At 50.5% G+C, this 24,506-nt stretch carries 20 protein-coding genes; 15 read left to right on the forward strand and 5 right to left on the reverse strand.

The features are described from left to right. Positions 1-121: 121 nt before the first annotated feature. The 6 genes from MCJ35_RS28920 to MCJ35_RS28945 all read left to right on the forward strand — a co-directional run bounded on the left by MCJ35_RS28920 (position 122) and on the right by MCJ35_RS28945 (position 7,056). Positions 122-2,623, forward strand: a complete 2,502-nt coding sequence (locus MCJ35_RS28920) for a glycoside hydrolase family 31 protein (RefSeq protein WP_240299733.1) — start codon at positions 122-124, stop codon at positions 2,621-2,623. Between the two features lie 23 nt (positions 2,624-2,646). Continuing rightward, a complete protein-coding gene (locus tag MCJ35_RS28925) occupies positions 2,647-3,669 on the forward strand; it encodes a TRAP transporter substrate-binding protein (protein ID WP_025484027.1) in 1,023 nt (340 codons plus the stop codon). Between the two features lie 10 nt (positions 3,670-3,679). Continuing rightward, positions 3,680-4,180: a TRAP transporter small permease gene (locus MCJ35_RS28930; protein WP_025484025.1), complete on the forward strand. Its 501-nt coding sequence runs from the start codon at positions 3,680-3,682 to the stop codon at positions 4,178-4,180. Between the two features lie 2 nt (positions 4,181-4,182). Then, entirely contained in the window at positions 4,183-5,484 is a 1,302-nt protein-coding gene (locus MCJ35_RS28935) for a TRAP transporter large permease (protein WP_025484023.1), read from the forward strand. A gap of 67 nt (positions 5,485-5,551) precedes the next feature. Further along, entirely contained in the window at positions 5,552-6,607 is a 1,056-nt protein-coding gene (locus MCJ35_RS28940) for an alpha/beta hydrolase (RefSeq protein WP_025484021.1), read from the forward strand. Then, positions 6,604-7,056, forward strand: a complete 453-nt coding sequence (locus tag MCJ35_RS28945) for a DUF3237 family protein (protein WP_008724631.1) — start codon at positions 6,604-6,606, stop codon at positions 7,054-7,056. The genes MCJ35_RS28940 and MCJ35_RS28945 overlap by 4 nt, the downstream gene beginning before the upstream one ends. Positions 7,057-7,076: 20 nt before the next feature. Here the strand turns inward: MCJ35_RS28945 and MCJ35_RS28950 are convergent, their stop codons facing one another. The 4 genes from MCJ35_RS28950 to MCJ35_RS28965 all read right to left on the reverse strand — a co-directional run bounded on the left by MCJ35_RS28950 (position 7,077) and on the right by MCJ35_RS28965 (position 12,359). Then, the gene (locus tag MCJ35_RS28950) at positions 7,077-7,922 is read right to left on the reverse strand and encodes an AraC family transcriptional regulator (RefSeq protein ID WP_025484018.1); all 846 of its coding nucleotides are present in this window, start codon (positions 7,920-7,922) and stop codon (positions 7,077-7,079) included. 88 nt (positions 7,923-8,010) lie between these two features. Next, positions 8,011-8,964, reverse strand: coding sequence for a nucleoside hydrolase (locus MCJ35_RS28955; RefSeq protein WP_240299734.1), 954 nt, complete (start codon positions 8,962-8,964; stop codon positions 8,011-8,013). Positions 8,965-9,010: 46 nt separating this feature from the next. Then, entirely contained in the window at positions 9,011-10,630 is a 1,620-nt protein-coding gene (locus MCJ35_RS28960; RefSeq protein ID WP_025484017.1) for a response regulator, read from the reverse strand. Beyond that, positions 10,605-12,359 (reverse strand): cache domain-containing sensor histidine kinase, encoded by a 1,755-nt coding sequence (locus MCJ35_RS28965; protein WP_025484016.1) that lies wholly within the window; start codon positions 12,357-12,359, stop codon positions 10,605-10,607. Before MCJ35_RS28965 ends, MCJ35_RS28960 begins: the two co-directional genes overlap by 26 nt. Before the next feature lie 263 nt (positions 12,360-12,622). Here MCJ35_RS28965 and MCJ35_RS28970 point away from each other — a divergent pair, with 263 nt between their 5' ends. The 8 genes from MCJ35_RS28970 (at position 12,623) to MCJ35_RS29005 (ending at position 21,995) form a co-directional block, all read left to right on the forward strand. Then, positions 12,623-14,020 carry an ABC transporter substrate-binding protein gene (locus MCJ35_RS28970; protein WP_025484013.1) on the forward strand — a complete coding sequence of 466 codons (1,398 nt, stop codon included), beginning with the start codon at positions 12,623-12,625 and terminating at the stop codon, positions 14,018-14,020. A 37-nt stretch (positions 14,021-14,057) separates the two neighbouring features. Next, a complete protein-coding gene (locus MCJ35_RS28975; RefSeq protein ID WP_025484011.1) occupies positions 14,058-14,939 on the forward strand; it encodes a carbohydrate ABC transporter permease in 882 nt (293 codons plus the stop codon). A gap of 14 nt (positions 14,940-14,953) precedes the next feature. Next, positions 14,954-15,784 carry a carbohydrate ABC transporter permease gene (locus tag MCJ35_RS28980; protein WP_040382175.1) on the forward strand — a complete coding sequence of 277 codons (831 nt, stop codon included), beginning with the start codon at positions 14,954-14,956 and terminating at the stop codon, positions 15,782-15,784. Positions 15,785-15,795: 11 nt separating this feature from the next. After that, complete coding sequence (locus tag MCJ35_RS28985) at positions 15,796-17,133, forward strand: amidohydrolase (RefSeq protein WP_025484010.1); 1,338 nt, start codon at positions 15,796-15,798, stop codon at positions 17,131-17,133. A gap of 14 nt (positions 17,134-17,147) precedes the next feature. Then, entirely contained in the window at positions 17,148-18,548 is a 1,401-nt protein-coding gene (locus MCJ35_RS28990) for a M24 family metallopeptidase (RefSeq protein ID WP_081739103.1), read from the forward strand. 292 nt (positions 18,549-18,840) lie between these two features. Next, positions 18,841-20,301, forward strand: coding sequence for an NAD(P)/FAD-dependent oxidoreductase (locus tag MCJ35_RS28995; protein ID WP_227809025.1), 1,461 nt, complete (start codon positions 18,841-18,843; stop codon positions 20,299-20,301). A 63-nt stretch (positions 20,302-20,364) separates the two neighbouring features. Further along, positions 20,365-21,612, forward strand: coding sequence for an NAD(P)/FAD-dependent oxidoreductase (locus MCJ35_RS29000; RefSeq protein WP_008724652.1), 1,248 nt, complete (start codon positions 20,365-20,367; stop codon positions 21,610-21,612). Further along, positions 21,609-21,995, forward strand: a complete 387-nt coding sequence (locus tag MCJ35_RS29005; RefSeq protein WP_025484008.1) for a DUF1667 domain-containing protein — start codon at positions 21,609-21,611, stop codon at positions 21,993-21,995. The genes MCJ35_RS29000 and MCJ35_RS29005 overlap by 4 nt, the downstream gene beginning before the upstream one ends. A gap of 193 nt (positions 21,996-22,188) precedes the next feature. On the opposite strand, the gene MCJ35_RS29010 is transcribed toward MCJ35_RS29005, so the two are convergent. Next, entirely contained in the window at positions 22,189-22,872 is a 684-nt protein-coding gene (locus tag MCJ35_RS29010) for a GntR family transcriptional regulator (RefSeq protein ID WP_025484007.1), read from the reverse strand. A gap of 383 nt (positions 22,873-23,255) precedes the next feature. Here MCJ35_RS29010 and MCJ35_RS29015 point away from each other — a divergent pair, with 383 nt between their 5' ends. Beyond that, on the forward strand, positions 23,256-24,485 hold the full coding sequence (locus tag MCJ35_RS29015) for an ABC transporter substrate-binding protein (RefSeq protein ID WP_025484006.1): 1,230 nt from the start codon (positions 23,256-23,258) through the stop codon (positions 24,483-24,485). The last annotated feature ends 21 nt before the right edge of the window (positions 24,486-24,506 follow it).

Below are 24,506 nucleotides of genomic sequence, written 5' to 3' on the forward strand. Positions count from 1 at the left end.
ATCCCATTTCGTTCAAAAGAGCAAGATATGCAAAGTTTCAGTGTAAATACTGCAAAATCCGTCTAGCTTTTAAACCTGCTTTTCCGTATGATTGAACCAGAATGATTCAAGGAGGAACGGTATGAAGGTATGTAAAAAGGCAATTGGAATCTGCTCCAGGGATGGTTATTATTCCATTCAGACCAATTGTGTGGAAATCCGTATATGGTTTCTGACAGATTCCATCGTAAGGATCCGGGCCGGGTTTGACGGGGATTTCGCAGAAGGGTCCTACAGCCTGGTCATGACTGCATGGGAGGATCCCATGGATGATTTGATGAAGGATTACAGGAAACGGATCCAGACGGCATGGTCCGGACTGACGGATGGAGAGGAACAGGCAGTGATCCAGGGTAAAAAGCTGAAGGTCGTGGTGGATAAGGAGCCGTTTGCCATCCGCATCTATGACCAGGACGGAACCATGCTTCATGGGGATATTGTGGACCTGGCCTACCAGGAAGATTCCAACCACCGCAGGATTCATACCAGCGAGATTTCGCCGGAAGATTGTTTCTATGGGTTTGGGGAAAAGAGCGGGGAGTGGAATAAAGCCCAGAAATACATGTGCATGAGCCCAAAGGATGCCATGGGCTATAACCCCAAGGAGACGGATTCCTTGTACAAGCATATTCCTTTTTATATTAAACTGAACCGCAGTACCAGAAAAGCAGTGGGGTATTTCTACCACAACACGGCTGAGTGTGATTTTGACATGGGACGTGAGAAAAGTAATTATTGGAACATGCACAGCCGTTACCGGACCGATGCGGGCGATATTGACCTGTTCTTTATTGCAGGTCCGGCTGTCCGCCAGGTTGTGGAGCGGTATACGGACCTGACGGGGAAATCCGCCATGCTTCCGCGCACGGCGCTGGGGTACCTGGGTTCATCCATGTATTACCCGGAACTGGAAGCGGACTGTGATGACGCAATCCTGGAATTCATCGATACCACGAAGGAAGAGGATATACCCGTGGACGGGTTCCAGCTCTCGTCCGGATACACCTCCCAGGAAACGGAGGAGGGCTTAAAACGCTGCGTGTTCACCTGGAATAAGAAGCGTTTTAAGGATCCGAGGAAGTTCTTTTCAGAAATGAGGAAGCGGGGAATTACCGTGTCTCCCAATGTAAAGCCCGGAATCCTTCTGGCCCATCCGGATCTTGAGAAGATGAAGGAACGTGATATTTTTGTAAAGGACAGTGAGGGGGACGGACCGGGCATCGGCACCTGGTGGGGCGGAAAGGGCGTATTCGTGGACTTTACGAAACCGGCTGCCAGGGCTGTTTGGAAGGACATGCTGAAAAAGTCAGTCCTGGAGATGGGGACCAGCTCTGTGTGGAACGATAACTGCGAATATGACAGCCTGGTTGATAAAGACTGCCGCTGTGATTTTGAGGGAAAAGGGACTACCATAGGCCAGGTGAAGGCTGCCATGGCTAACATCATGTGCCATGTAACGGCGGAGGCCGTGAGGGAAACCTTTGATAATACCAGGCCATTCATCGTCTGCCGTTCCGGACACGCAGGAATCCAGCGGTATGCCCAGACCTGGGCAGGGGATAACCTGACCTGCTGGGAGGCGCTTAAGTATAACATAGCCACCATCCTGGGCATGAGCCTGTCCGGCGTTGCCAACCAGGGCGCTGATATCGGAGGCTTTTACGGACCGTCCCCGGAAGCTGAGCTGATGGTAAGATGGGTGCAGAACGGCATTTTCCAGCCCAGGTTTTCCGTGCACTCCGTGAACACGGACAATACGGTAACCGAACCATGGATGTATGGGGACTGTACCGGACATATCCGGGATGCCATCAAGTTCAGGTACCGGATGATTCCCTATCTCTATTCCCTGATGGAGCGCGCCCATGAGACAGGACTTCCTATCATGGAACCTATGTGCAGCGCATTCCAGCAGGATCCGGCCTGTTATGAAGAGGGCGTGGATTTTATGATGGGCGATTCCCTTTTAGTTGCCAATGTGGTGGAAAAAGGCGCCGCGGCCCGCAGGATTTACCTGCCGCGGGAAGAGCGGTTCTATGATTTCTATACACGTAAGGCATATGAAGGCGGACAGACCATTGAGATACCGGTCACATTATCCAGCATTCCCCTGTTTGTACGCGGGGGAGCCATTATTCCCATGGCCCTGAACCAGATGGATAACCTGGCGGGGGAGAAGGCTGAAGGCATCTGCCTCCTATGCGCCCCGGACCGTGACGGTTCATTTACCCTTTATGAGGATGACGGGATTACGGAGGACTACAAAAAGGGCGGTTATCTGAAGACAGGGATTACCATGACCGCAGGCATCCGTACCATCCTTTCCTTCAGGCAGGAAGGGGATTATGAAACGGCGGTGGAGGACATGCAGATAGATATGATCCACAGGGAAAAGGCGCCGTTTGGAGTGACTGTGGATGGGGAGCAGCTGCCCCATTTCCTTCACCGGAAGAAATACGAAGCGGCCCGGGTTGGATGGTATTACAGCCAGACGCTGAAATCCGTACAGATAAAGTATCCGAACCCTAAAAAAGACTATGATTTAATCATTTCATTCGAACAGTTTGATATGATTGGAATGTGAGGACAGGAAGGAGATCCATGATTATGAAAAAATTCGCAGGCTTACTGACAGCGGCCGTCCTGACCGCCCTGACCTTGGCCGGATGTGCCGGTTCGGGGGCATCGGGCAGCGCTGATGCAACGGCAGAGCATCCATTGGTGCTGAATCTGGCCCACAACCTGGCGGAGAACCATATTACGTCAATCGCCCTGCAGGAGTTTGCAGATAGTGTGGAGGAAAAGAGCGGCGGACGTATCCAGATAAAAATTTTCCCCAACGGGACACTTGGCTCCGAAACAGAGGTGCTGGAGCAGCTGATGGCGGGTGTGGTGGACATGACCCGCGTATCGGCCCCCGGACTTGCGACGTATAATGAAGGGTATCATGCATTTGGGCTTCCCTACATATTTGATGACAATGAGAACTACTATAAGGTAATGGGGTCAGGGCAGATGGGGGAATTTTTCCGCTCCAGTGAGGCGGACGGATTTGTCACGCTGACCTATTACACTTCAGGCTCCCGTTCCTTTTACACCATAGACCGGCCCATCCGCACACCCAAGGACCTGGACGGATTAAAGGTGCGTGTACAGGACATGAAGTCCCAGACAGATATGATGAAAGCCCTTGGCGGCACTCCGGTTGCAATGGCCATGGGCGATGTGTATACCGCCCTTCAGACCGGGATCATCGATGGGACGGAGAACAATGAAACAGCGCTGACCACCGGTATGCACGGCGAAATCTGCAAGTTTTATTCAGTGGACCAGCATACCATGATTCCCGATGTCCTGGTCATTGCCACGGATACCTGGGAGAAGCTGTCACAGGAGGACAGGCAGATCCTGATTGACGCGGCAGGGGAGTCTACCAGGAACCATATCGAGAAATGGGAACAGGCAGTGGCAGAGGCAGTGGAGACAGCCACCAACGACATGGGGGTAACCTTCATTGAGGATGTGGACAAGGATGCGTTCCGCTCAGCCACGGCGGATATGATTGAGAGCTATAAGGCGCAGTATCCAAAAGTAGGGGATGTGCTTGATATCATCAATTCAGTGGAATAGGAGGGGGATTATGGAACAGTTCTTTACCAAATTAAAGCGGGGGATGATATTCCTGCTGTCATGGATTGCGGCTATCCTTCTGGTGGCCATGAGTTTTCTTGTTATTTACCAGGTATTTACCCGTTATGTGTTAAACAGCCCCAGCGACTTTACGGAGGAGATTGTCCGGTATCTGCTGATATGGACCGGTTTCATGGGCGCGGCCTATGGATTTTGCACCAGACAGCATATGGCCCTGCTTCTGCTCCATAATAAGATGACGCCTGAAAAGAGAAGGCTTCTGATGATATTTATCGATGTGTTGATATTTGCCTTTGCCCTGGCAATCCTGACAGTGGGAGGCGCCAAGCTTGCAGTCAGCGCAAGAAAAGAGTTCTCGGCCCTGCTGGGCATATCCAGAAGCCTGGTATACAGCATGGCCCCAATCTCGGGAGTGTTCATCATGGTTGCACAGCTTATCAATATCTGGGAAGATGTGACCGGGATTACCATTAAGGAGGAGGATAGATAAGTATGAATATAGCGATTACTGCTCTTGTATTGTTCGGGGTTTTTGCGGTATTACTGATTCTGGGCTGCCCTATTTCCATCAGTATTGCAATTTCCTCCATTGCCACCACCCTGGTGAACCTGCCCTGGGACCAGACCAGCTTCATCGTCATGCAGAAGATGAACAGCGGCGTGGAAAGCTTTTCCCTTCTTGCGGTCCCGTTATTCATACTGGCAGGTAATATCATGAACAACGGCGGCATTGCCAGAAGGCTGATCCGGTTTGCCCAGCTTCTGTCCGGACGCATTCCAGGCTCGCTGGCACATACCAATGTGCTGGCCAACATGTTCTTCGGCGCCCTGTCCGGTTCAGCGGTGGCGGCGGCTTCCGCTATCGGAGGCATCATGGCTCCCATGGAAGAGGAGGAAGGATATGACCCTGCGTTTTCCACCTGCGTGAATATTGCATCGGCGCCAACCGGGCTTTTGATCCCGCCGACCAGCGCGTTTATCGTATACTCCACGGTTGCAGGCGGCGTATCTGTTTCAGCCCTGTTCATGGCGGGCTATATACCTGGCATATTAATGGGCCTCAGCACCATGGCCATTGCATACTGTTATGCGAAGAAGCACAACTATCCTGTGTGCCAGAAGGTTACGGCCTCAGAAGCAGTCAGGATTACCCTGGACGCCATACCCAGCCTGCTTCTGATCGTGATTGTCATCGGCGGTATTGTGGGCGGTATCTTTACGGCCACGGAAGGCGCAGGCATCTGCGTGCTGTACTGCCTGATCCTCTCGCTGTTTTACCGTTCCATGACCAGGAAGAGCTTTATGAAAATCCTGCTCAACAGCGCGGCAACCAGCGGCATCATCCTGTTCCTGATATCCGCATCCTCGGCAATGTCATGGGTGATGGCCTATACAGGTATCCCGGCGGCCATCAGCAATGCAATCATGTCCATTTCCACCAACAAGTACGTGATTCTGCTTCTGATGAACCTGGTGCTTCTGGTGGTGGGCATGTTCCTGGATATCACACCGGCCTGCCTGATTTTCACGCCTATTTTCCTTCCCATTGTCCAGAGCCTGGGCATGGATCTGGTCCAGTTCGGCGTGGTGCTGACATTCAATATGTGTATGGGTACCATGACGCCTCCGGTGGGCTCGGTGCTGTTTGTTTCCTGCGGTATCAGCAAGGTGCCCATTGAACGGGTGTTCAAACCCCTTCTGCCCTATGTGGGGGCGCTGCTTATCGTGCTTCTTTTAGTCACTTATGTGCCGGCGGTTTCCCTGGCGCTTCCAAGGCTTATGGGACTCGTCTGATGATTCCCGCATTGCCCCGGCAGGCTTGCCGGGGCATTATTGTATCCATGATAGGAGGAATAGGAAAATGAACCAGGTAACGCCTGAAACAACCATAGGGGAGCTTTGCGGCCATGAGGAATTCAAACCCCTGTCGGATTACTTTTTTACAAACATGACGGAGGATGTATGGAACCGCCCCCTGAAGTATTATGGGTTTGAAAAATGTGGGTTTGCGGAAACATTGGAACGGATAAAGTCGCTGGTTGCCAGCGGGATGCCTTTGATTTACCCGGTGTATCAGGAGGGGGATGACAAGGGAAGCGTGAAGCTTGTTTTTATGCCGCCCGTGTCCCCTATGCTGTCCATGACGTCCAGCCATGCTTCTGGGAATTCCGGGAAGCCTTACGTGCTCATATGCCCCGGCGGCGCCTATGCGCGCCAGTGGGGCCTGATTGAAGGCCTGGCTTTAGGCGCCAGGATGAACAGGCTGGGATATCCGGCTTTTGTCTTATACTACAGGACGGCGCAGAAACCGCCGTTTGACCGTCCGCTGATGCCGAAACCGATTGAGGACCTGGCTGCGGCAATCCGGCTGATTGAACACAGGGCAGAGGATTTTGGGGTCAGGAAAGAAGATTATGCGGTGGCCGGATTTTCCGCCGGGGCGCACCTTGCCGCGGAGTGGGGGACGGTTAACCATGGCTTTGCCAGATACGGGCTTAATGGGCCGGCTGCTTTGCTGCTGGGATATCCCAGCATTTCCACGGACCTGTTCTTTGATGCGGCAGAGGAAGCCGGACGGAAAGGACAAGAGGCTGACGTGTCTTATCTCAAGCGGCTGGGCGGTGGGTCATTCACCAGGGAATCCCTGAGGGAATACAGCGTTGATCATCATATGGACCGGAATTATCCTCCTGTTTATGTGACCGCATGCAAAGATGACCCCATTGTTCCGGTGGGATGCAGCTACCGTCTGATTGGGCGGCTCAGGGAACTTGGGATTCCATTTGTGGCCAATATAGCGGAGCATGGAGGCCATAGCTTCGGGCTGGGGATTGGTACAAAGGTGGACGGCTGGCCGGAACAGGCGGCAGGGTTCTGGCAGCAGATGATTATGGAAAAGGCAGGTACAGGAAAATGAAGACCGTGGAATTAAAGGCCCTTGAGGTGATGGAAATTAATGCAGAGTGCCGGAACATAATTGAGGTGGGAGGCAACGAGGCCGGATACCAGAAGGTATTCCAGATAACAGGAGGGGACTTTCAGGGAGAAGGCATCAGGGGCAGGGTGGTGCCATGCGGTGCGGACTGGAATATAAAATACGGATATCATGGGCAGGGATATGTCTCAGAACAGGTTTATGCCAAATATATCCTGGAAACACAGGACGGGGTCCATATTGTCATTGAAAACAGGGGCATGTATCCCTGCGGACAGGACGGGGAAGCACGGATCAGGACCTCCCCCTCCTTCTTTGCCCCTGCAGGGGCCTATGAATATCTGAATTATGGCGTGTATGCGGCTGAACTCCATGCGGTCCGGGAGGAAGATGGCATACGCGTGCGGATTGTGGTGTACCGGTTATTGTAAGGACATGGAAGGTTTGCCGGTTAACAACCGGGAATACCGTGCCGTTCCATTGCAGCGCTGCGCTCCTTTGCCTGCTTACGGCTTTTGGAAGGGGACAGCCCGGTGACGGAGCGGTACACCCGGTTAAAATGTGTCACATTGGAAAATCCCACAATCTTGCTGATTTCCGTGACGCTCTTATCCGTTTCCATAAACAGTCTTTGGGCATGCCCCACACGCAGGCTGTTAATGTATTGGACAATGGTGCTGTTGGTGTATTTTTTAAATTCCCGGCACAGGTAATAAGGGCTGAGATAAAACTGTTCGGCCAGCTCATTCAGGGTGATGGGGTATGTATAATTCTCATGGAGATAGTGGATGATGCTGGTTATACGGCTCTGTTTCTCCGGTTTGGCGGTTTCGGTGGAATTGCGCAGCAGCAGGATCAGTATCTGGTTCAGGATGAAATACAGTGCCTCTTCTGAATAATTGTCATTGAATTCCTGTTCTTTTAACAGCGCGCGCAAAAGCGCGTGAGTCTCATTCTTCTCATCTGACTTATATACCCAGGCATGTTGGTTAAGCACATCTGTTACGCCGGGGACCGCTATCATTTCCTTGGTAAAATAAAGTACCAGCCGTTTAAAGGAGACATCGCTGTCCCCATAGGAATGGTGCATCACATAAGGGGGAAACAGGATGAATTCCCCGGAGTTAAGGCAGTACAGCGTATCATCCGCTATGTGGTACCGTTTGCCGGATTCCAGATAATACAGTTCAAAATACTCATGGTAATGGGACTTTGCCATGTTATCGTTTACTCCCTGTATCCGTTCGCAGGCAATCTGATATCCCTTGTCCATGCGCAGACCGGCCTGATCGATCATCTGAATTTCCTCCTGTGTTTTAAGCTGGATTATGTGGCGGTGTATCTGGTTTTACTATAATGAGGTTCAGGGGGAGATGTCAAGGGATTTATGTAAAACCCTCTAAAACACAGCGCATTATGTCCAGGAACCTGGATTTAAATGCCTGGGAATCCACCTTCAGCGCCACCATGGTTTCCCTGGTCCTTTCATGGTCCGCCATAAGATTTTCCGTTATCCTGCCGGTTAGGGGGCCGTCGGTGCACACGGTCAGATGGAAGGGCAGCATGGTGAAAATCTGCGGATTGCAGGCAGCAGCCACTGCCAAAGGGTCATGAAGGGCGCATCCTTTCAGGTAGGGATAGAAGCGGCGATACTCATTCAGATAAAAAGTAAGGAGATTACAGTAAAAGAATCCGGCTTCCGAACACAGATTCTTCCATGTCTGGATTTCATCCAATGTGAGCAGCGTTTTTCTGGTCACATCCAGGCCGATAAGGGTAAGAGGAAGCCCTGCTTCAAGTACTGCTTTCGAAGCCGTTGCATCAGCCTTTATATTGGCCTCAGCCACAGGGGAGGAATTACCCGGGCAGGTAAGGGCGCCTCCCATGGATATGATCTGGCCCATGGCCCGGCATTGGAGTGGATGCATACTAAGGAGTCTGGCCAGGTCCGTGAGAGGCCCGGTGGTGACAAGTGTTAAATCCCTGCCATACTGTTCAATGGATTCTTTTATGAATGTAACGCTGCTTTTAATATGCTCCGGCGGTCTTTCTTCCCATGACGGTTCCCCCAGAAGATTGGCTGCTCCGTCCATCCCGTGAAAATCCCCGTTGTAGGTGCGGATTCCCTGAAGCGGCGCGGTGCTGCCCGGATAAACAGGAACCTCCGGATGCCCCAGGAGGTTTAAAAGATGGCGGGTATTGCGGTAGGTTTTTTCCAATGGGGCCATGCCATAGGATACTGTAATTCCCAGAAGCCTGTATTCTTTCTGGCCCAAGGCATAGGCAATGGCCAGCGCGTCATCAATTCCCGTATCGACGCTCAAAATCATATAGTTCATTTTTTCCTCCTGTCAGCCCCTGCTTCTTCCGATGCAGGGTAATCACTTATTCCTCCTCTTGCCCGGTCCCGTCCGATGGACCGGACAGACGGTATCTGGAGGGAGGTACTCCCCAAAAAGATTTAAAACGTTTGGAAAAATAGAATAAATCGCTGTAGCCGGACTGCTCTGAAATCTGGGCAATGGACATATCCGTGTTTTTCAGCAGGTCCCTGGCGTGCTCCATTCTGCATCTGGTGATGTAGGCGGTAAGGGATATCCCCTGTATTTTCGTAAAGCTGCGGCTTAGATAGGAAGGACTGACAAGCAGCTCCGATGCAATGGTATTAAGGCTGAGACAGGCCTTGGCAAAATCCCGGTCTATTATCTTCTGGGACTGCAGGACCACTTCCTCTATGAAGTGGCGGTCCCCCGATTCCTGTGCGCTCAGTAAAGCTGAAAAGAGGCGGGTAAATGTTTCCTTAATTTCCTCCAGCCTTAGTCCGGATTGGATTAACTCGGTGCAGGACAGGGAATTCCAGTCCTTTTCACTGCAAAGGATATCCAGGTGTTTTTCGGCGGCATGATGGATGGCGGTTCCCATCAGGGATACAATTTCCGATTCAAGGGCCTGAATGGGAAACAGATGTTTTTTCAGCAATAGGAAAATCCTGTCCAGAACATGGAGTACAGCGGTTTCCTGTTTGCCGGACAGATCAAGCCTGAGCCTGTTGTTTAAGGCAGACAGACTGTCTAAGACCGGAAGGGAGGGCATTGACACCTGGCTGATATCAATGGTTTCCCCGTAAATGGTGCGGAGCCAGAAAAACTGAAGGCTGTTCTGATAGGCAGCAAGGATGTCCCCTGCTTTACCGGAGGCGGATATGGAATAGCCTGACAGCAAAGACAGATGAAACCGCTCACTGACTGACGCCTGCAGCCTGGTTGTAAGCTCCTGGCCTGACAGGGGGGCCAGGGAATTTTCTAAAAGAATGACGGAACGCCCGTATCCGTCCGGGTTGATCAGATAAAAGCAGGAGGAGGCTAAAAGCTGCTCCGCACAGTTATTCATAGCCAGCCGGTCAGCCTGCTTCTGGCCGTTATGCCGGTCACGGCTGTTCCTGGATGTGGTATCAAGAATCAGGATAAGGTAACGGGAAGAGGGGCGGATGCCGTATGCTTCCAGCAGTTCTTCCGCCCGGTCCGGGATATGCCCGGTATAGAGGCTTCGGAAAAAATTCCGCCGCGTTTCCTGCTCTATGACAGTACTGGTCCATTCCAGCTGTAAAAGAGCCTTTGTGCGGTTGCCCTCGCGGTCCAGTTCTGCCTTCAGGGATGTGATGGCCGCTGTCAGGGTTTCCGGTTTAATGGGTTTGAGGAGATAATCACTGACGCCATATTTCAGCGCCTCCCTGGCATATTCAAAGGTGGCAAAGCCAGTCAGGATGATTACATGGGGGCGCTTTTTTTCATCCAGAAGCTTCAGCAGGTCCATGCCGCTCTGTCCGGGCATGGAAATGTCCAGAAGAATCAGTTCCACCGCATTGTGCTCCAGGAATTCCATGGCCTGAGGTACGTTTGAGGCCTCGCCTGCATACTGGAAATCATAATCCTCCCATGGAATACAGCAGCGGATGTGCTGGCGTATGTAATATTCATCATCAACTATTAAAAAACGATACATCATGATTTATATTCCTTTCATCGTCCCTGTGATTGCCAGCTGGCTCAGCGGGAAACAACAGACAGATAACGGTCCCCTTTCCTGGTTCTGAGTCAATGGAAATGGACACCGAGTCCCCAAGGTTCAGCCGAAGCCGTTCTTCAATGCTGCGGATGCCAAAAGAGATGCCTGGCCGGGAAATGGATTCCCCTGAGAGGCAGTTCAGCTGTTCTTTTGTCATGCCGGCCCCATTGTCAGAAACAATCAGGCGGATCATATCCGATTCCCGCACACATGAGATAAGGATTTTCCCTGGGATTTTACCAGAGGAAAAGTCCGGGCAGGAGGCAAAGGCATGGATGATGGAATTTTCCAAAAGCGGCTGGAGGGTAAGCTTTGGAATGCGGCAGTCCAACACATCCTCATCTGCCCGGATATCCCAGGAAAACATTGCAGGATAGCGTTTGTCCATGATACTCATGTAATTTTCTGAAATCTCCAGTTCCGCCTTCAGGGAGATAATGGAATTGCCCTGATTTAATACGGCCCGGTAGAATTGGGAAATATCATGGATCATGGAAACAGCGGTGGAGTTCTCTCCGATGGCAACCATACCGCACAGATTTTCCAATGTATTATAAAGAAAATGGGGACGCATCTGCATTTGCAGATAGGCTACCTCATATTCCTTTTTCCGCTCCTCCGAAGTGCGGATCTGTTCCATCAAGTGTTCTGTATTTGCCGCCATCTGGTCAATCTGATTGGCAAGGGAACCAAGTTCGTCATGAAATGCGGCATGGATCCTGGTGGAGTAATCTCCCTGGGAAAGAAGCCTGACTTTATCCACAATCAGTTCCAGGGGCGCCAGGAAATACCGTGTTGCCTGATGGAATACAAAGAAGGACAGGACCAAAGCAGCAATGCCGATGAGTATGATGACTGTAACAAGGACATAGGAATCATGATAAACGGAGGCTTTGGAGACCAGGGTGGCGGTGGAGGCAGAGAGCCGGTCATAGGGCCTGGTAACCATAAGCTGGGAGTCATCCAGCATGACCGGGGTACCTGACAGGGGAGTAGGGGAATAAAGGTCCTCCGGGAACAGCAGTACATAAGCGGCATCTCCGGACAGCTCGGAAGGAAATAAAGCGGTGACGCTTTTTTCATCCAAGGTGAGGGAGAGGATGCCGCGCAGATGTCCATTGAGGTTATACATTTTCCTGATAAACACAAACTCTGCACATTGAGGATTCCCTTCCCTGGGAATTACATACCAGTGATGGGAATAACCATCGGAAAGAAAGGTCTCGATTAATTTTTCCTGGCCCGGAGAGCTTTTTAAGCTGCTTTCTTCATTAAAGGCCCGGTAAAAGCTTTTTCCGTCATATGTAAAGAATGCCATGGAGTAGATATCCTTCTGGACGCTTAAGAACTCCAGCAGATGGCTTGTGATTGTGGCGGAGTAAAGGTAGGAATCATAATAACCTGAATTTTTCTGGGATTCATAGGTCTCCTTATAAGCCTCATTCACTACAAAGTGAAGGGATGCGTTCTCAACGCGGTCCAGCAGGGCATCCAGCCGTTCCGATGCCAGGGCGGCCTGCTGTTCCAGGGATGCGATGGATTTTTGTCTCAGCATCCGGTTGCTGATAAAACCTATGCCTGCTGCAATACAGATGATGATGATGAGGTTAATTGCCATGCAGAATAGGTTAAGGCGGAAGCGCAATGAGGTTTTTTTGAACAAGGCCATTAAAATCTCCTTTCCTGATACAGTCTTATCATACTATAATGAAAATAATATTGTCAATTTTCCGGGGTTAAGCGGACAAAAAAATACAAAAAAGACAAGAAAGTATAAATATATTGAGAATAATTTGGGAGGGGGAGAATAATGAATGATAAATAGAGGCATATCTGCAAAAAAGTACAAATAAAAGAAAAAATGTCTCCATGGTAATGAACCATATTGGTGATAAAATAAGTTCAGATAGAAAAAATAAGGAGGAGAAGCATATGAAACGGATGGTATCACTGGTAATGGCAGCCGCCATGGCGGCTGGTCTTCTGTCAGGCTGCGGGTCATCTGGGGCCCAGGGGGGAAATGCCGGAACAGAGTCTGTGAAAGAAGAGTCAAAAAAGGAAGACTCAAAAGAGGAAGACTCAAAAGCGGCGGATTCAAAGACAGAAGGAGCAGGCGGCGAAACAGTAAAGATAACATATTTATCCAGATTTGTGAATCCGGAGCTGGTAAGGGCCGGCTATTATATTGAAAAGTTAAATCAGTTCCGCGAGGAAAATCCCAATATAGAAATAGAGGATATCTCCATTGGTGACGACTCGGAAGCCTTTAAGGCAAAAATCAATGCAGGTGTTGCTTCAGGGGACCTGCCGGACCTGTTCATTGCTAATAATGGGTTCCCTTTGGACCAGTGGGTTGAAAACGGGCTGGTGGCAGACCTGACAGAGGTGGTAAAAGCCCCTGATTGGACAGGCCCGTCTTCAGATGAGATGCTTGAGGCATTTACCTTTGGAGGCAGGATTTATGGCGTCCCCAATGCATTGAACACAGGACAGGTATTTGTTAATACCGGCCTGCTAAAAGAGCATGGCATCACAGAGGTTCCAAGAACCTGGGAGGAAATTGAGGCCATGGCGCCTGCACTGAATGAGGCGGGGATTGTCCCCTTTGGCGTGGCTGCCAAGAGCAAGGCAGAGGTGGGGAGGTTCATCAGTGCGTTATCCTGTATGATGTACGGCACCCGGTTCCGGGACCAGCTGGCAGATGCTTCGATTAAATGGGACGGCGGGGAAGGCATGGCTCTTGCAAAACAGTTTAAGACCTTTATAGACGAAGGCGTGCTTGACCCGGATGCTGTTTCCTTTGAAGTACAGGATACCATCTCACTGTTTGAACAGAAGCAGGTGGCCATGATGTACACGGCAGCATATCATTTTGACCGGTTCCAGCAGATGGACTTTTCAGACGATATTGTGTGCGTGAATTTTCCTTCCTTCGGTGACCGGCCTGAGAACAAGGACATCTGGATTGCCAGTGCCAGTGAAGGATTCATGATTTCTTCAAAGCCAGGTACCCCGGAATACGAGGCGGCCTGCAGCCTGCTGTCCTTCATGCTTTCGGCAGACACATTTAAGGGGTATGCAGAACGGAACGGCGGCGGTGCATTCCCTGTGGATTTTGACTTTGATTTTTCCAAGGCCAAGAATGTGGTGGGCAGCTTTATGGAAGAATTTTCAAAAAGAACGGCGTCCACAGATGAGTTTACGGCGTACCTGAATAATGCCAGCCTGGTGGATACAACCAGATCGGAATTCCAGTCCCTGTTTGTGGGAAGAAGTCCTGAGGAAGTGTGTAAGACCCTGGCAGAGCAGTATTCCAAGGAAGGGCGGTAGCCTTTAAAGGGCGCTGTGTGAGGAAAGGAGCTGCCAGATGAAGTTTCGTATAAATGGCAAGAAATATTCGCCGGAAGGGGTACTGCTCCTCCTTCCGGCCCTTCTTCTATATGGGGCAGTCATTGTGTTTCCGGTGTGCAGTACATTCTATACCTCTTTTTTTGAATGGAATGGGATTAAGCAGCAGGCCTACCGGTTTGTGGGACTTGAGAACTACAGGACCTTTTTTCATGATTATCAGACAGCCACTGCATTTAAGAATGTGTTCATGCTGGCAGGCACCGGCGTGTTCCTGACAATCCCCATTGCATTTTTCCTGGCTACCGTCATCAATCAGAAATTCAGGGGATTACGCCTGTTTAAAACCTTCTATTTCATGCCAGTGGTCATTAACCGGATTGCCATCAGCCTGATGTTTACATTCATCCTTTATCCCAAAATGGGGCCGGTCACTGTGCTTTTACGGGAATTTGGCATCCGTGGCATTAATATTCTGGGGAATTATACAACGGCCATGCCGGCGGTATGCCTGATTTATATGTGGTGTGATGCGGGCTTCCAGATGATTGTGTTCTCATCAGGTCTGGCAGCCATACCCGATGAGATTTATGAGGCTGCCCAGATTGACGGGGTAAGCAGCTTTCAAAAGCTGCGCTATATTACGGTTCCCATGATGAAGTCCACATTTAAGATTGTATTGGTATTTGTATTTACCGGGGCATTTAAGATGTTCGATTTGGTGATGGGCCTGACCTCTGGCGGTCCGGGCGGGGCGACTGAGGTACCCAACACGTTGCTTTACAACAATGCCTTTACATACAGCCGTCTGGGATATGCGGATTCCATTGCGGTGGTGGTGGTCCTTATCTGCCTTGCATTTTCATTTATTGTCAATCTTATATTTCGCCAAAGGGACTGAGAAAGGATGGAATCATGAAAAAAAGGATAACCCCGGGGACCATACTGTACTGGTCGGCAGCGGTCATATGGTTTTTGGCTGCTGCGTTCCCTCTGTATTTTACATTCATATCGTCCTTTAAGGACAACAGCCAGATATTCAGCGCCTTCCTGGTACCTTCGCTCCATCCGGTCTTTGAAAATTATGTAATGGCCCAGAAAATGGCCGGGATTTTAAAGGCCACGGCCAATTCGCTTTTTGTATCCGGCAGCGCCATCGCAATCATGCTGTTATTCTGTACAATGGCAGCCTATGTGACGGCAAGGAAAAGGGTACCGTTTGCATCGGTTGTTTCCGGCCTGTTAATCGCGGCCCTCATGATTCCCATACAGAGCGCCATTGTACCCATCGTACAGATGGTAAGCAGTCTGGGACTGAAGAACCGCCTGTGGACATTAACAATCATATATGCCGGATTAAATATGGCGCTTGTGTTTTTTATCATGAAAAATTATATTGAGGGAATACCCTCGGATCTGGATGAGGCTGCAATGATTGATGGATGCAGTTTGACCAAAATCGTCATGCTGGTCATCATGCCGGTGGCCAAACCGGCCATGGCAACCTGCGCCATCATCACCTTCCTGTTTACATATAACGAACTGCCCATTGCCAATGTCCTGATTAACGATAAAAGCTTAAGGACCATATCCGTGGCACTTCTAAGCCTGAAGGGGGATTTTGGGGTACTGTATTCCGTAATATTTGCAGCCATCATGATATCGTTGGTGCCCACGGTAACCATCTATCTTCTGGCGCAGGAAAAGGTAGAAAAGAGCATTGCAAGCGGCATGGTGAAAGGATAGGGGAAACGGACATGAAATGTGATATTTTGATTAAGGATTGTACGGTAATGACTGAAGATTATTCCACGCCCCGGCACATGGCGGTGGCGGTTGACCAATCCATGGTGCTGGAGGTGGGGGAAACAAAGGAGATGGAGGAAAGATACCAGGGAATCACGGTGTTGGACGGCAGGGGGAAGCTTGTCATGCCAGGTCTTACGGATGGACATACCCATGTATGCCAGCAGCTTCTCCGGGGCCGGATTTCCGATGAGTTTCCTATGATCTGGACCAGATTCCTGGTACCCTTTGAGAGCAGCCTTACAGAGGAGGATGTGGCTGCCAGCGCCAGGCTTGCATGCCTGCAGATGATTAAATCAGGGACCACCTCCTTTGCAGATGCAGGAGGCACGCACATGGAACAGGTGGCAGAGGTGGTCCTGGAATCCGGTATGAGGGCTTCCCTCAGCCGTTCCACCATGGATAAGGGGGAAATGATACCTGCTTCCATGAAGGCGCCTGCCAAAGCGTGCATCCAAAGAACGGAAGAACTTTACAGGCATTATAATGGAAAAGGAGATGGAAGGCTGGCCATCTGGTTTGGGCTGCGGCAGATTATTTCATGCTCGGATGAACTGATCCGTATGACAGGGGCGCGGGCAGCGGAATTAAAGACAGGAATCCATTTGCATCTGGCAGAACATAAGGATGAGGTGGTTTATTGCCTGGAACATTACCATCTAAGGCCGGTGGAATATCTCCACGGGATTGGGGTCCTTGGGGAAAATGTGGTTGCTGCCCATTGCGTTGCGGTAGCTGACAGGGAGATACCGGTGATGGCAGCAAGCGGTATGAAGGTGGTCCACTGCCCGCGGGCTAATTTCTGCTGCCAGGGATTCCCGAAAACGCCTCAGTTTTTAGACAGGGGGGTAACCGTGGGGCTGGGAAGTGATGGGGCTGCCAGGGATGATGTCAGCATATTTGAGGAAATGAAAACAATCCGGACCGGGTTGTCTGCTGCATGGGGACTTCCTGTCTTTGACTCCACGGCGCTGCCCAACAAGGATATCCTGAGGATGGCAACCATGGGAGGCGCTGCCGCCATGCAGATGGAGGGGGTAAAGGGGGCCGTGAAGCCAGGGGCGAAGGCGGACCTTATACTCATCCGCACCCATGCCCCCCATCTGGAGCCTACCAGCAACCTGGCCTACACCGTGGCGGAAACTGCTTATGGAAGTGATGTCAGTGATTCCATTATCAACGGAAAACTGGTTATGAAGGAAAGGCAGGTACTGACCCTGGATGAGGAGGCCATATTGGCAGATGCAGGACATAGGATGAAACAGGTCTATGAGAGGGCCGGGATTTAGAGGGGGATATGGTTTTGGAGCGGTATGACAAGGGAAACATGGTGCTAAAGAGGGTAAGGCAGCCAAAGGCAGAAATCCTGGAGCCGGTCCCTCTATCGGATTTTACCATGGAGGAGAGAAGGAAGAACTTACTTCGTGCAATGGAAGAGGAACAGATAGACTGCCTTATTATTTATGGGGATTTGGAGCATGGGTCTAATTTTGAATATCTTACAGGCTTCCTTCCCAGATTTGAGGAGGCGCTGCTGGTAATCCACCGCGGGGATACTGCCTTTTTGCTGTTGGGAAATGAAAACCTGAAAATGGCCAGCTATTCCAGGATACCGGCCAGGGCAGTCCATGTACCGGCATTTTCATTGCCGAATCAGCCGATGGACAGGGGACTTTCAATCAGGGACGGGCTTTTAAAAGCACGGGCAGCAGAGGCAAAGCGGATTGGGGTTGTGGGATGGAAGCTTCTTGAAGAAAGATGCACTGGTCAGGATGAGCTTTTTGATGTTCCATATTATATCATTGCCGCGCTGAAAAATCTGGCCGGAGCGGGGACACGGATAATAAATAAGACAGGCATCTTCATCCATCCCGGCCATGGAATCCGCACGGTGAACAACTGCAATGAGATAGCCCATTATGAATTTGGTTCAGCCCTTTCCGGCAACTGTGTCCTGGATGGCATGAACCAGGTAGGGCCGGGAAAAAGTGAGATGGAGATTGGGAGCAGCCTGAAAATCTGGGGACAGCCAAACAGCGTGGTGACAATCAGCGCAGCTGGTGAGCGGTTTCAGGACGCATCCCTTTACCCGGGAAGGAAAAGGGTTAGGATAGGGGACAAACTATCCCTGACAACGGGTTTTAAGGGCGGTCTTACCAGCCGGGCCGGGTATGCGGTAAGTTGTAAGGAGGAACTTCCTGAGACGTCCAGGGATTATCTGGAACGTGTGGCGGCCCCGTATTATGCAGCTATGGCGGCATGGCTGGAGCAGGTTAAGATTGGTATGAAGGGAGGGGAACTGTACCAGTTGATAGAAACCGTCCTGCCTAAGGAAGAATATGGATGGAGCCTGAATCCCGGGCATCTGACTGCGGATGAGGAATGGCTTTCATCTCCCATATGGAAGGATTCAGGCCAGCTGCTCAAAAGCGGGATGCTGCTGCAGGCAGATATCATTCCCAGCGTGCCTGGCTATGGGGGCGCCGGGGCTGAAAGCGGGATTGCCCTGGCAGATGAGGATATGAGGAACCAACTGAAGGAGTGTTATCCAAAGATGTGGAAACGGGTAGGGGACAGGCGGAAATATATGAAGGAAGAATTGGGAATCATCCTGCATCAGGAAGTGCTACCCTTATCCTGCCTGACCGGATATTACCGTCCATTCATGCTGGACAGGGAACGGGCGTTTACGGTTGTCAGGTAAAATCATATAGGAAAGGCGGAAGCCTTGATACCGACGGCATTGGCTGTATTGCGGTATCAGGGCTTTTTCTATAGGAAGGTGTGTCCTATGGAAAATGTACCCTATGGAAAATGTGCCAGTGGAGATACATACTCTGTATAAAGGAAAGTCATCCTATGAATTTCATGTAATTATATTTTTTGTATTGACTAAATCCATTATATATGATAAAAATAAAATATATTCATGGGATGAATCGAATGCGCATCAGTCAGATGGACGCAAAGTGCCAAAACAAGGAGGAAACAGCGGCATGAAACAGCTATATGATGTACTCATTATCGGCGGCGGCGTGGTAGGCAGCGCCATTGCCAGGGAAATGTCCAGATACACCCTTAAAATCGGTGTGTTGGAGAAGAATCTGGACGTATGCTATGAGACCAGCGGACGTAATTCCGGCGTGGTCCACGGAGGGTTTGCCTATGACACGGGATCCCTTAAGGCTAAGTTCTGTGTGGAGGGTAATAAAAACATGGGACAACTTGCAGAGGAGCTGGATTTTAAATTCATCCGATGCGGGAAGGTGCTGGTAGGCAACACGGAGGAAGATATGGAGACCCTGAAACGTACCATTAAGCAGGGGGAGGCCAACGGCGCTTCCGGGCTGGAGCTGATTGACAGCAGATGCCTCCATGAACTGGTGCCTGCAGTGGTGGGTGAGTTTGCCATGTTTTCACATAACAGCGGCATCGTGGATCCATTTAACTACACAATCGCGCTGGCTGAGAACGCACATGCCAATGGGGCGGACTACTTTTTTGACCATGAAGTGACTGCCATTGAACGGGATGGGGACGGAATTTACGCCCTTACAACCCCTCACGGCGTATTCCATACCCGCTGGGTGGTTAACAGCGCGGGGCTGGGCTGCGGACGGATTTCCGATATGCTGGGAATCAAAGGCTATAAGATCATCGGCTCAAAGGGCGACTATATCATACTGGACAAGAGGACCGGGCCGCTCCTTCCCATGCCGGTGTACCCGGTGCCGAGCAATACCTACATGGGGATTCATGTGACCAATACCACGGACGGCAATGTAATCATCGGGCCTAATGCAGATATGGTATCTGATTTTACATATTACGGCGTGCCCCAGGAAAATATGGATTACCTTGCTAAGAGCGCCTCCGGCCTCTGGCCCTGCATCCGCAAGCAGGATTATATCCGCAATTATTCCGGCATCCTTCCCAAGTGGGTGGATGACAATGGCGCAATCCAGGATTTTAAGATTGAAATCCGTGATGATATTGCCCCAAGGGCCATCAACCTGGTGGGGATAGAATCTCCCGGACTGACCGCCGCGGTGCCCATTGCCCGGTATGCAATCGGACTCATGTCAGAGCGGGAGAAGCTGGAGCCAAATCCTGGCTTTAATCCTGTGCGCAGGGGAATCCCAAGGTTTGAGGAGCTGACAAAGGAAGAACAGAACCAGCTGATACAGGAAAATCCGGACTATGGCGAGGTCATATGCCGCTGTGAAAAGGTGACCAGGGCTGAAATCCTTGCCGCAATCCACAATCCCCTGGGCGTGGACACCATGGCGGGCGTCAAGTACAGGACCCGTTCCATGATGGGGCGCTGTCAGGGCGGGTACTGCCAGATGCGCATTGCCCAGATGATAGAGGAAGAGCTGGGCAGGAAAGAGACTGAAGTACAATATGCAAGAAAAGGCTCCCAGATGTTTTTCGGCAGAGTCAGGCAGGAGGTGTAAGGAATGGACGGGCAGATGGACAAAAGGAAAGGCACCCGGATAGATACAGAGACAGGCAGCCAGATGGACGGAATCAGGACAGAAGCCGTTGACGTACTTATTGTAGGAGGCGGCCCGGCGGGGCTGGCGGCCGCAGTGGAATTATATCATAAAGGAATCCGCAATATCCTGATTGTGGAGCGCGAAAAACAGCTGGGCGGAATCCTGCGCCAGTGTATCCACGATGGCTTTGGGCTGACCCGCTTCGGCACCACGCTCAGCGGGCCTGAGTATGCCAAACGGTTTATCGATGAGGTGGAGGAACTTAAGATTCCATATATCACGGACGCTGCCGTGCTGGAAGTGACGGACACAAAGCTGGTAACAGCCGCCACCCGTGACGGCTTAAGGCAGTGGCAGGCCAAATCGGTGATCCTTACCATGGGCTGCCGGGAGAGGACAAGGGGGGCGCTGGGGATTCCGGGAGAGCGTCCCACCGGGGTGTTCACGGCAGGTGTTGCCCAGGCATACATTAATCTCTATAACATCATGCCCGCCAGGGAAGTGGTAATCCTGGGATCCGGCGATATCGGGATGATCATGGCCAGGCGGCTGACCCTGGAAGGCGCCCATGTACAGGCTGTATTTGAAATCCAGCCATATCCCAGCGGCCTTCCGCGCAACATTGAACAGTGCCTTAATGACTATGGCATCCCGCTGTATCTGAGCCATACGGTGACTGCAATCCATGGCGATAAGCGCCTTACGGGCGTGACCATTTCCCAGGTGGATGAGCATTTTAAACCCATTCCGGGCACGGAAAAGGAATACAGCTGTGATACGTTAATCCTCTCAGTGGGCCTGATACCGGAAAATGAACTTTCCCTGGATGCAGGCGTTGCCCTGGACGGCAGGACAAAGGGCGCTGTGGTGGATGAATATTTCCAGACCAATGTGCCGGGCATCTTTGCTGCGGGCAATGTGCTTCATGTCCACGATTTAGTGGACTTTGTATCCATGGAAGCCGAGAACCTGGCTGATTCGGCGGCGGAATACATCCGGGACGGGGGCCTCCCCGACTGTCCGGTTGAGATTAAGACGGACAGGAACATAAACCATACCGTTCCACAGCGGATTAGCGGCACACGGGGATTCAAGCTGTCCATGCGTGTAAACCGTCCAATGAAGGACTGCCGTATTGTTGTGCGCCAGGACGGCGTGGAGATTGCTGCAAAGAAGATGAAAAAGGCCATACCGGCAGAGATGATACAGATGGAAATCAAGCCGGAGCAGCTGAAAACATCCGGAAATCTGGAGGTGTGTGTGGAATGATGAGGGAATTTACATGTATCATCTGCCCGAATGGGTGCGAAATCAAGGCTGAAATAGAAGAAAAAGAGGGCGGCGCAGTGGAAATACGTTCCATTGAAGGCGCAACCTGCAAGAAAGGCAACGCCTATGTGGAACAGGAGTTAAAAGACCCCCAGAGGAATATTGCCACCTCCGTCCTTGTAAAAGGAGGAATCCTTCCCCTGGCCAGTGTGCGCCTGACAGCGCCAATCCCTAAAGGGCGCATATTCGATGCCATGGCTGAAATCAGGAAATGCACCCTGACTGCTCCGGTTGCATCAGGAACCGTGGTCATCCATAAACTTCTTGGTTACGATACGGATGTGATTGTGACAAAGGATATACCGGAAAGTACTGAAACATAATATATTATATTGATATAAATATATTAATCGGCCAATACTCAAAGCAAACAATACTCAAAGTAAATAATACTCAAAGCCATCAACATAAAAGCTTCCCAAAACATATATGCCGGCGTGGCACCATCCTTGGTACCACGCCGGCACATATACTGGGAAGCTTTTTTGCATCTTCGCATTTAAGACATCTGTTAATCTACAGGAAATAATCCGGGAACTTCTTTTTCAAAATCCCCTGGTCAACAAGGGCGGTGGATATATGTTCCACCATGGCCCTGCCGGCTGCCGCCGGGTCCTTATTCTCCAGCGCCCTGCAGATGGCCAGGTGTTCGTTGATGACACGGTCGGAGATGGCGATGTGGTAGCTGAGCTTTCTCTGGCGGTCGAAGTGGGGCATTACATTCTGCATGGTATCATAGATGAAGGACATGCCGCATATATCGTAAAATTCTTTGTGGAACGCAATGTCCAGGGAGAGGAATTTCTCAAAGTTTTCCCTGGGTCCGCCAGAAGCATAGTCTTTCTGGAGGGTGATGGTGTCATAGAGGTTGTCCAGGTTGCTCTGGGTAACAAGGGCGCAGCTCATCTCTGCCAAAGGGCCTTCAATCATCTTACGCATGGTACATACCTGTTCCACAATCTCCGAATTAATCAAGGACACAAAAATCCCGCGCTGGGGATAGCTTTCAATCAGCTGCCCGTTGGTAAGGGAGAGGATGGCCTCCCGGACCGGTGTCCTGCTGATATTCAGTTCTTTTGATATCTCCACATCTGAAATCTTCTGTCCCGGTTCAAAATTAAGGTTGATAATCTGGTACAAGAGGTACCTCTGTGCGTATTCCCGGGCAGTTTCCCCGGGCTTCTGAGTGAAATTTTCCATATTCAGGTCTCCTTTGGCAGTATATATATATTAATACCACGATTTGAGTAATATATTAAGTTATATATCTGTTAAATTTTACTTATCTTAGTATATCGTCTTTGTCATCAATCTGTCAAGTGAGACAGAAGACTGTGATATACAATAATACGGCATGTCAATAGGGTGTTAACAAACCTTAACGGTTAAAATGCACAAAAATTATTTAAAATAAATGTTAAATGTAACAAAAGTATCGTTAAAAAAATATTTATTATTGCAATTGTAACTCCTTGGTAGTATATTAACTGCATTAAGATATATTACATCCATGTTAATATATCGTTAAGATTCTTAATAATAGCATTAAGAAGGTATAAAGATAAGAAGAGGAGGATTAAAACATGAAGAAAAACATGAAAAAAATCTTAGGCGTGACACTGGCGGCATGTATGGTGGCAACATCACTGGCAGGATGCAGCGGTTCCCCGGGCAAGCAGACAACGGCAGCTCCGGCCGCAGGGGAGTCCGGGACAGAGGCAGGACAGGCAGCGCAGTCCACTGCAACCGGAGAGCCGATTAAGGTAGGCGTCTCCAACATGGTAACAGGCCCCATGGCAGCCGGCGGCATCCGTATGAAACAGGCCATTACAATGGCGTTTGAAGAGATTAATGCAAACGGCGGGGTACTGGGCGGGAGACCCCTTGAGATGGTATTGGTAGATGATACAGGAACCCCCACCGGAGCCGTTAACGCGGTTAACAAGATCCTGGGCGAGAACGTATCTGTTTCCATTGGACCGCACACTTCCCCAATGGCATCCGCAACCCAGGAACTTTACAGGAAGGCTGGTGTTCCTTTCATCACAGCAGCCACATCACCTAAGCTTCTGGAAGCTGAGAACCCATACTTCTTCCGTATTTCCGTATCCGACGGAGCAGTCGGACCGGCTATGGTAGAGTTTGCAAAGGACAAGTTCGGGGCAAAGAAGATTGGCGCCCTGTATGATACGGACGACTATGGCGTGGCCGCTGACGGGGCAACCAAGCAGTACTGTGCTGACAACGGCATTGAGTATTATTCAGAAGGCTTTACCTCCGGCGACAAGGACCTGACCTCCCAGCTTTCCAAGATTAAGGGATGGGGACCGGATGTTGTATTCGATTTCTCACATGACGCAGAGGCTGCCCTGATTGTACGCCAGTTAGACGAGCTTGGCATGGGCGATATCCCTCACGTTGGACCAAACGCACTTGCACAGTCCCAGACCTATGACCTGTGTGATGCAAAGCAGCTGGAAGGCACCTATGCATCCACTGACTTCTATGCAGACGAATCCAACGCAGCCATGAAGAAGTTCCTGGATGCTTTCCATGCACGCTGGGGCGAGGATGTGGAGAGGTATGCAGCCATGTACTATACGGCAGCCTATCTTGCAGCAGACGCCATTGACAGGGCTGGTTCCGACAAGCCTGAGGATATCAGGAAGGCATTGTCTGAGACAAAAGATTTCGACGCCGTATTCGGTAAGCTGAACTGCAATGCACAGGGTGAGATGAACACCAACCTGTACATCCTGGAATTTGACGGCGATAAGAATATGAACGTAACACAGCAGATATCCCTTGATTAATGGGTAATCACAAGGAGGTTT

Origin of the sequence: Enterocloster sp. OA13, assembly GCF_022440595.1 — a bacterium.
Lineage (GTDB): Bacteria > Bacillota > Clostridia > Lachnospirales > Lachnospiraceae > Enterocloster > Enterocloster hominis.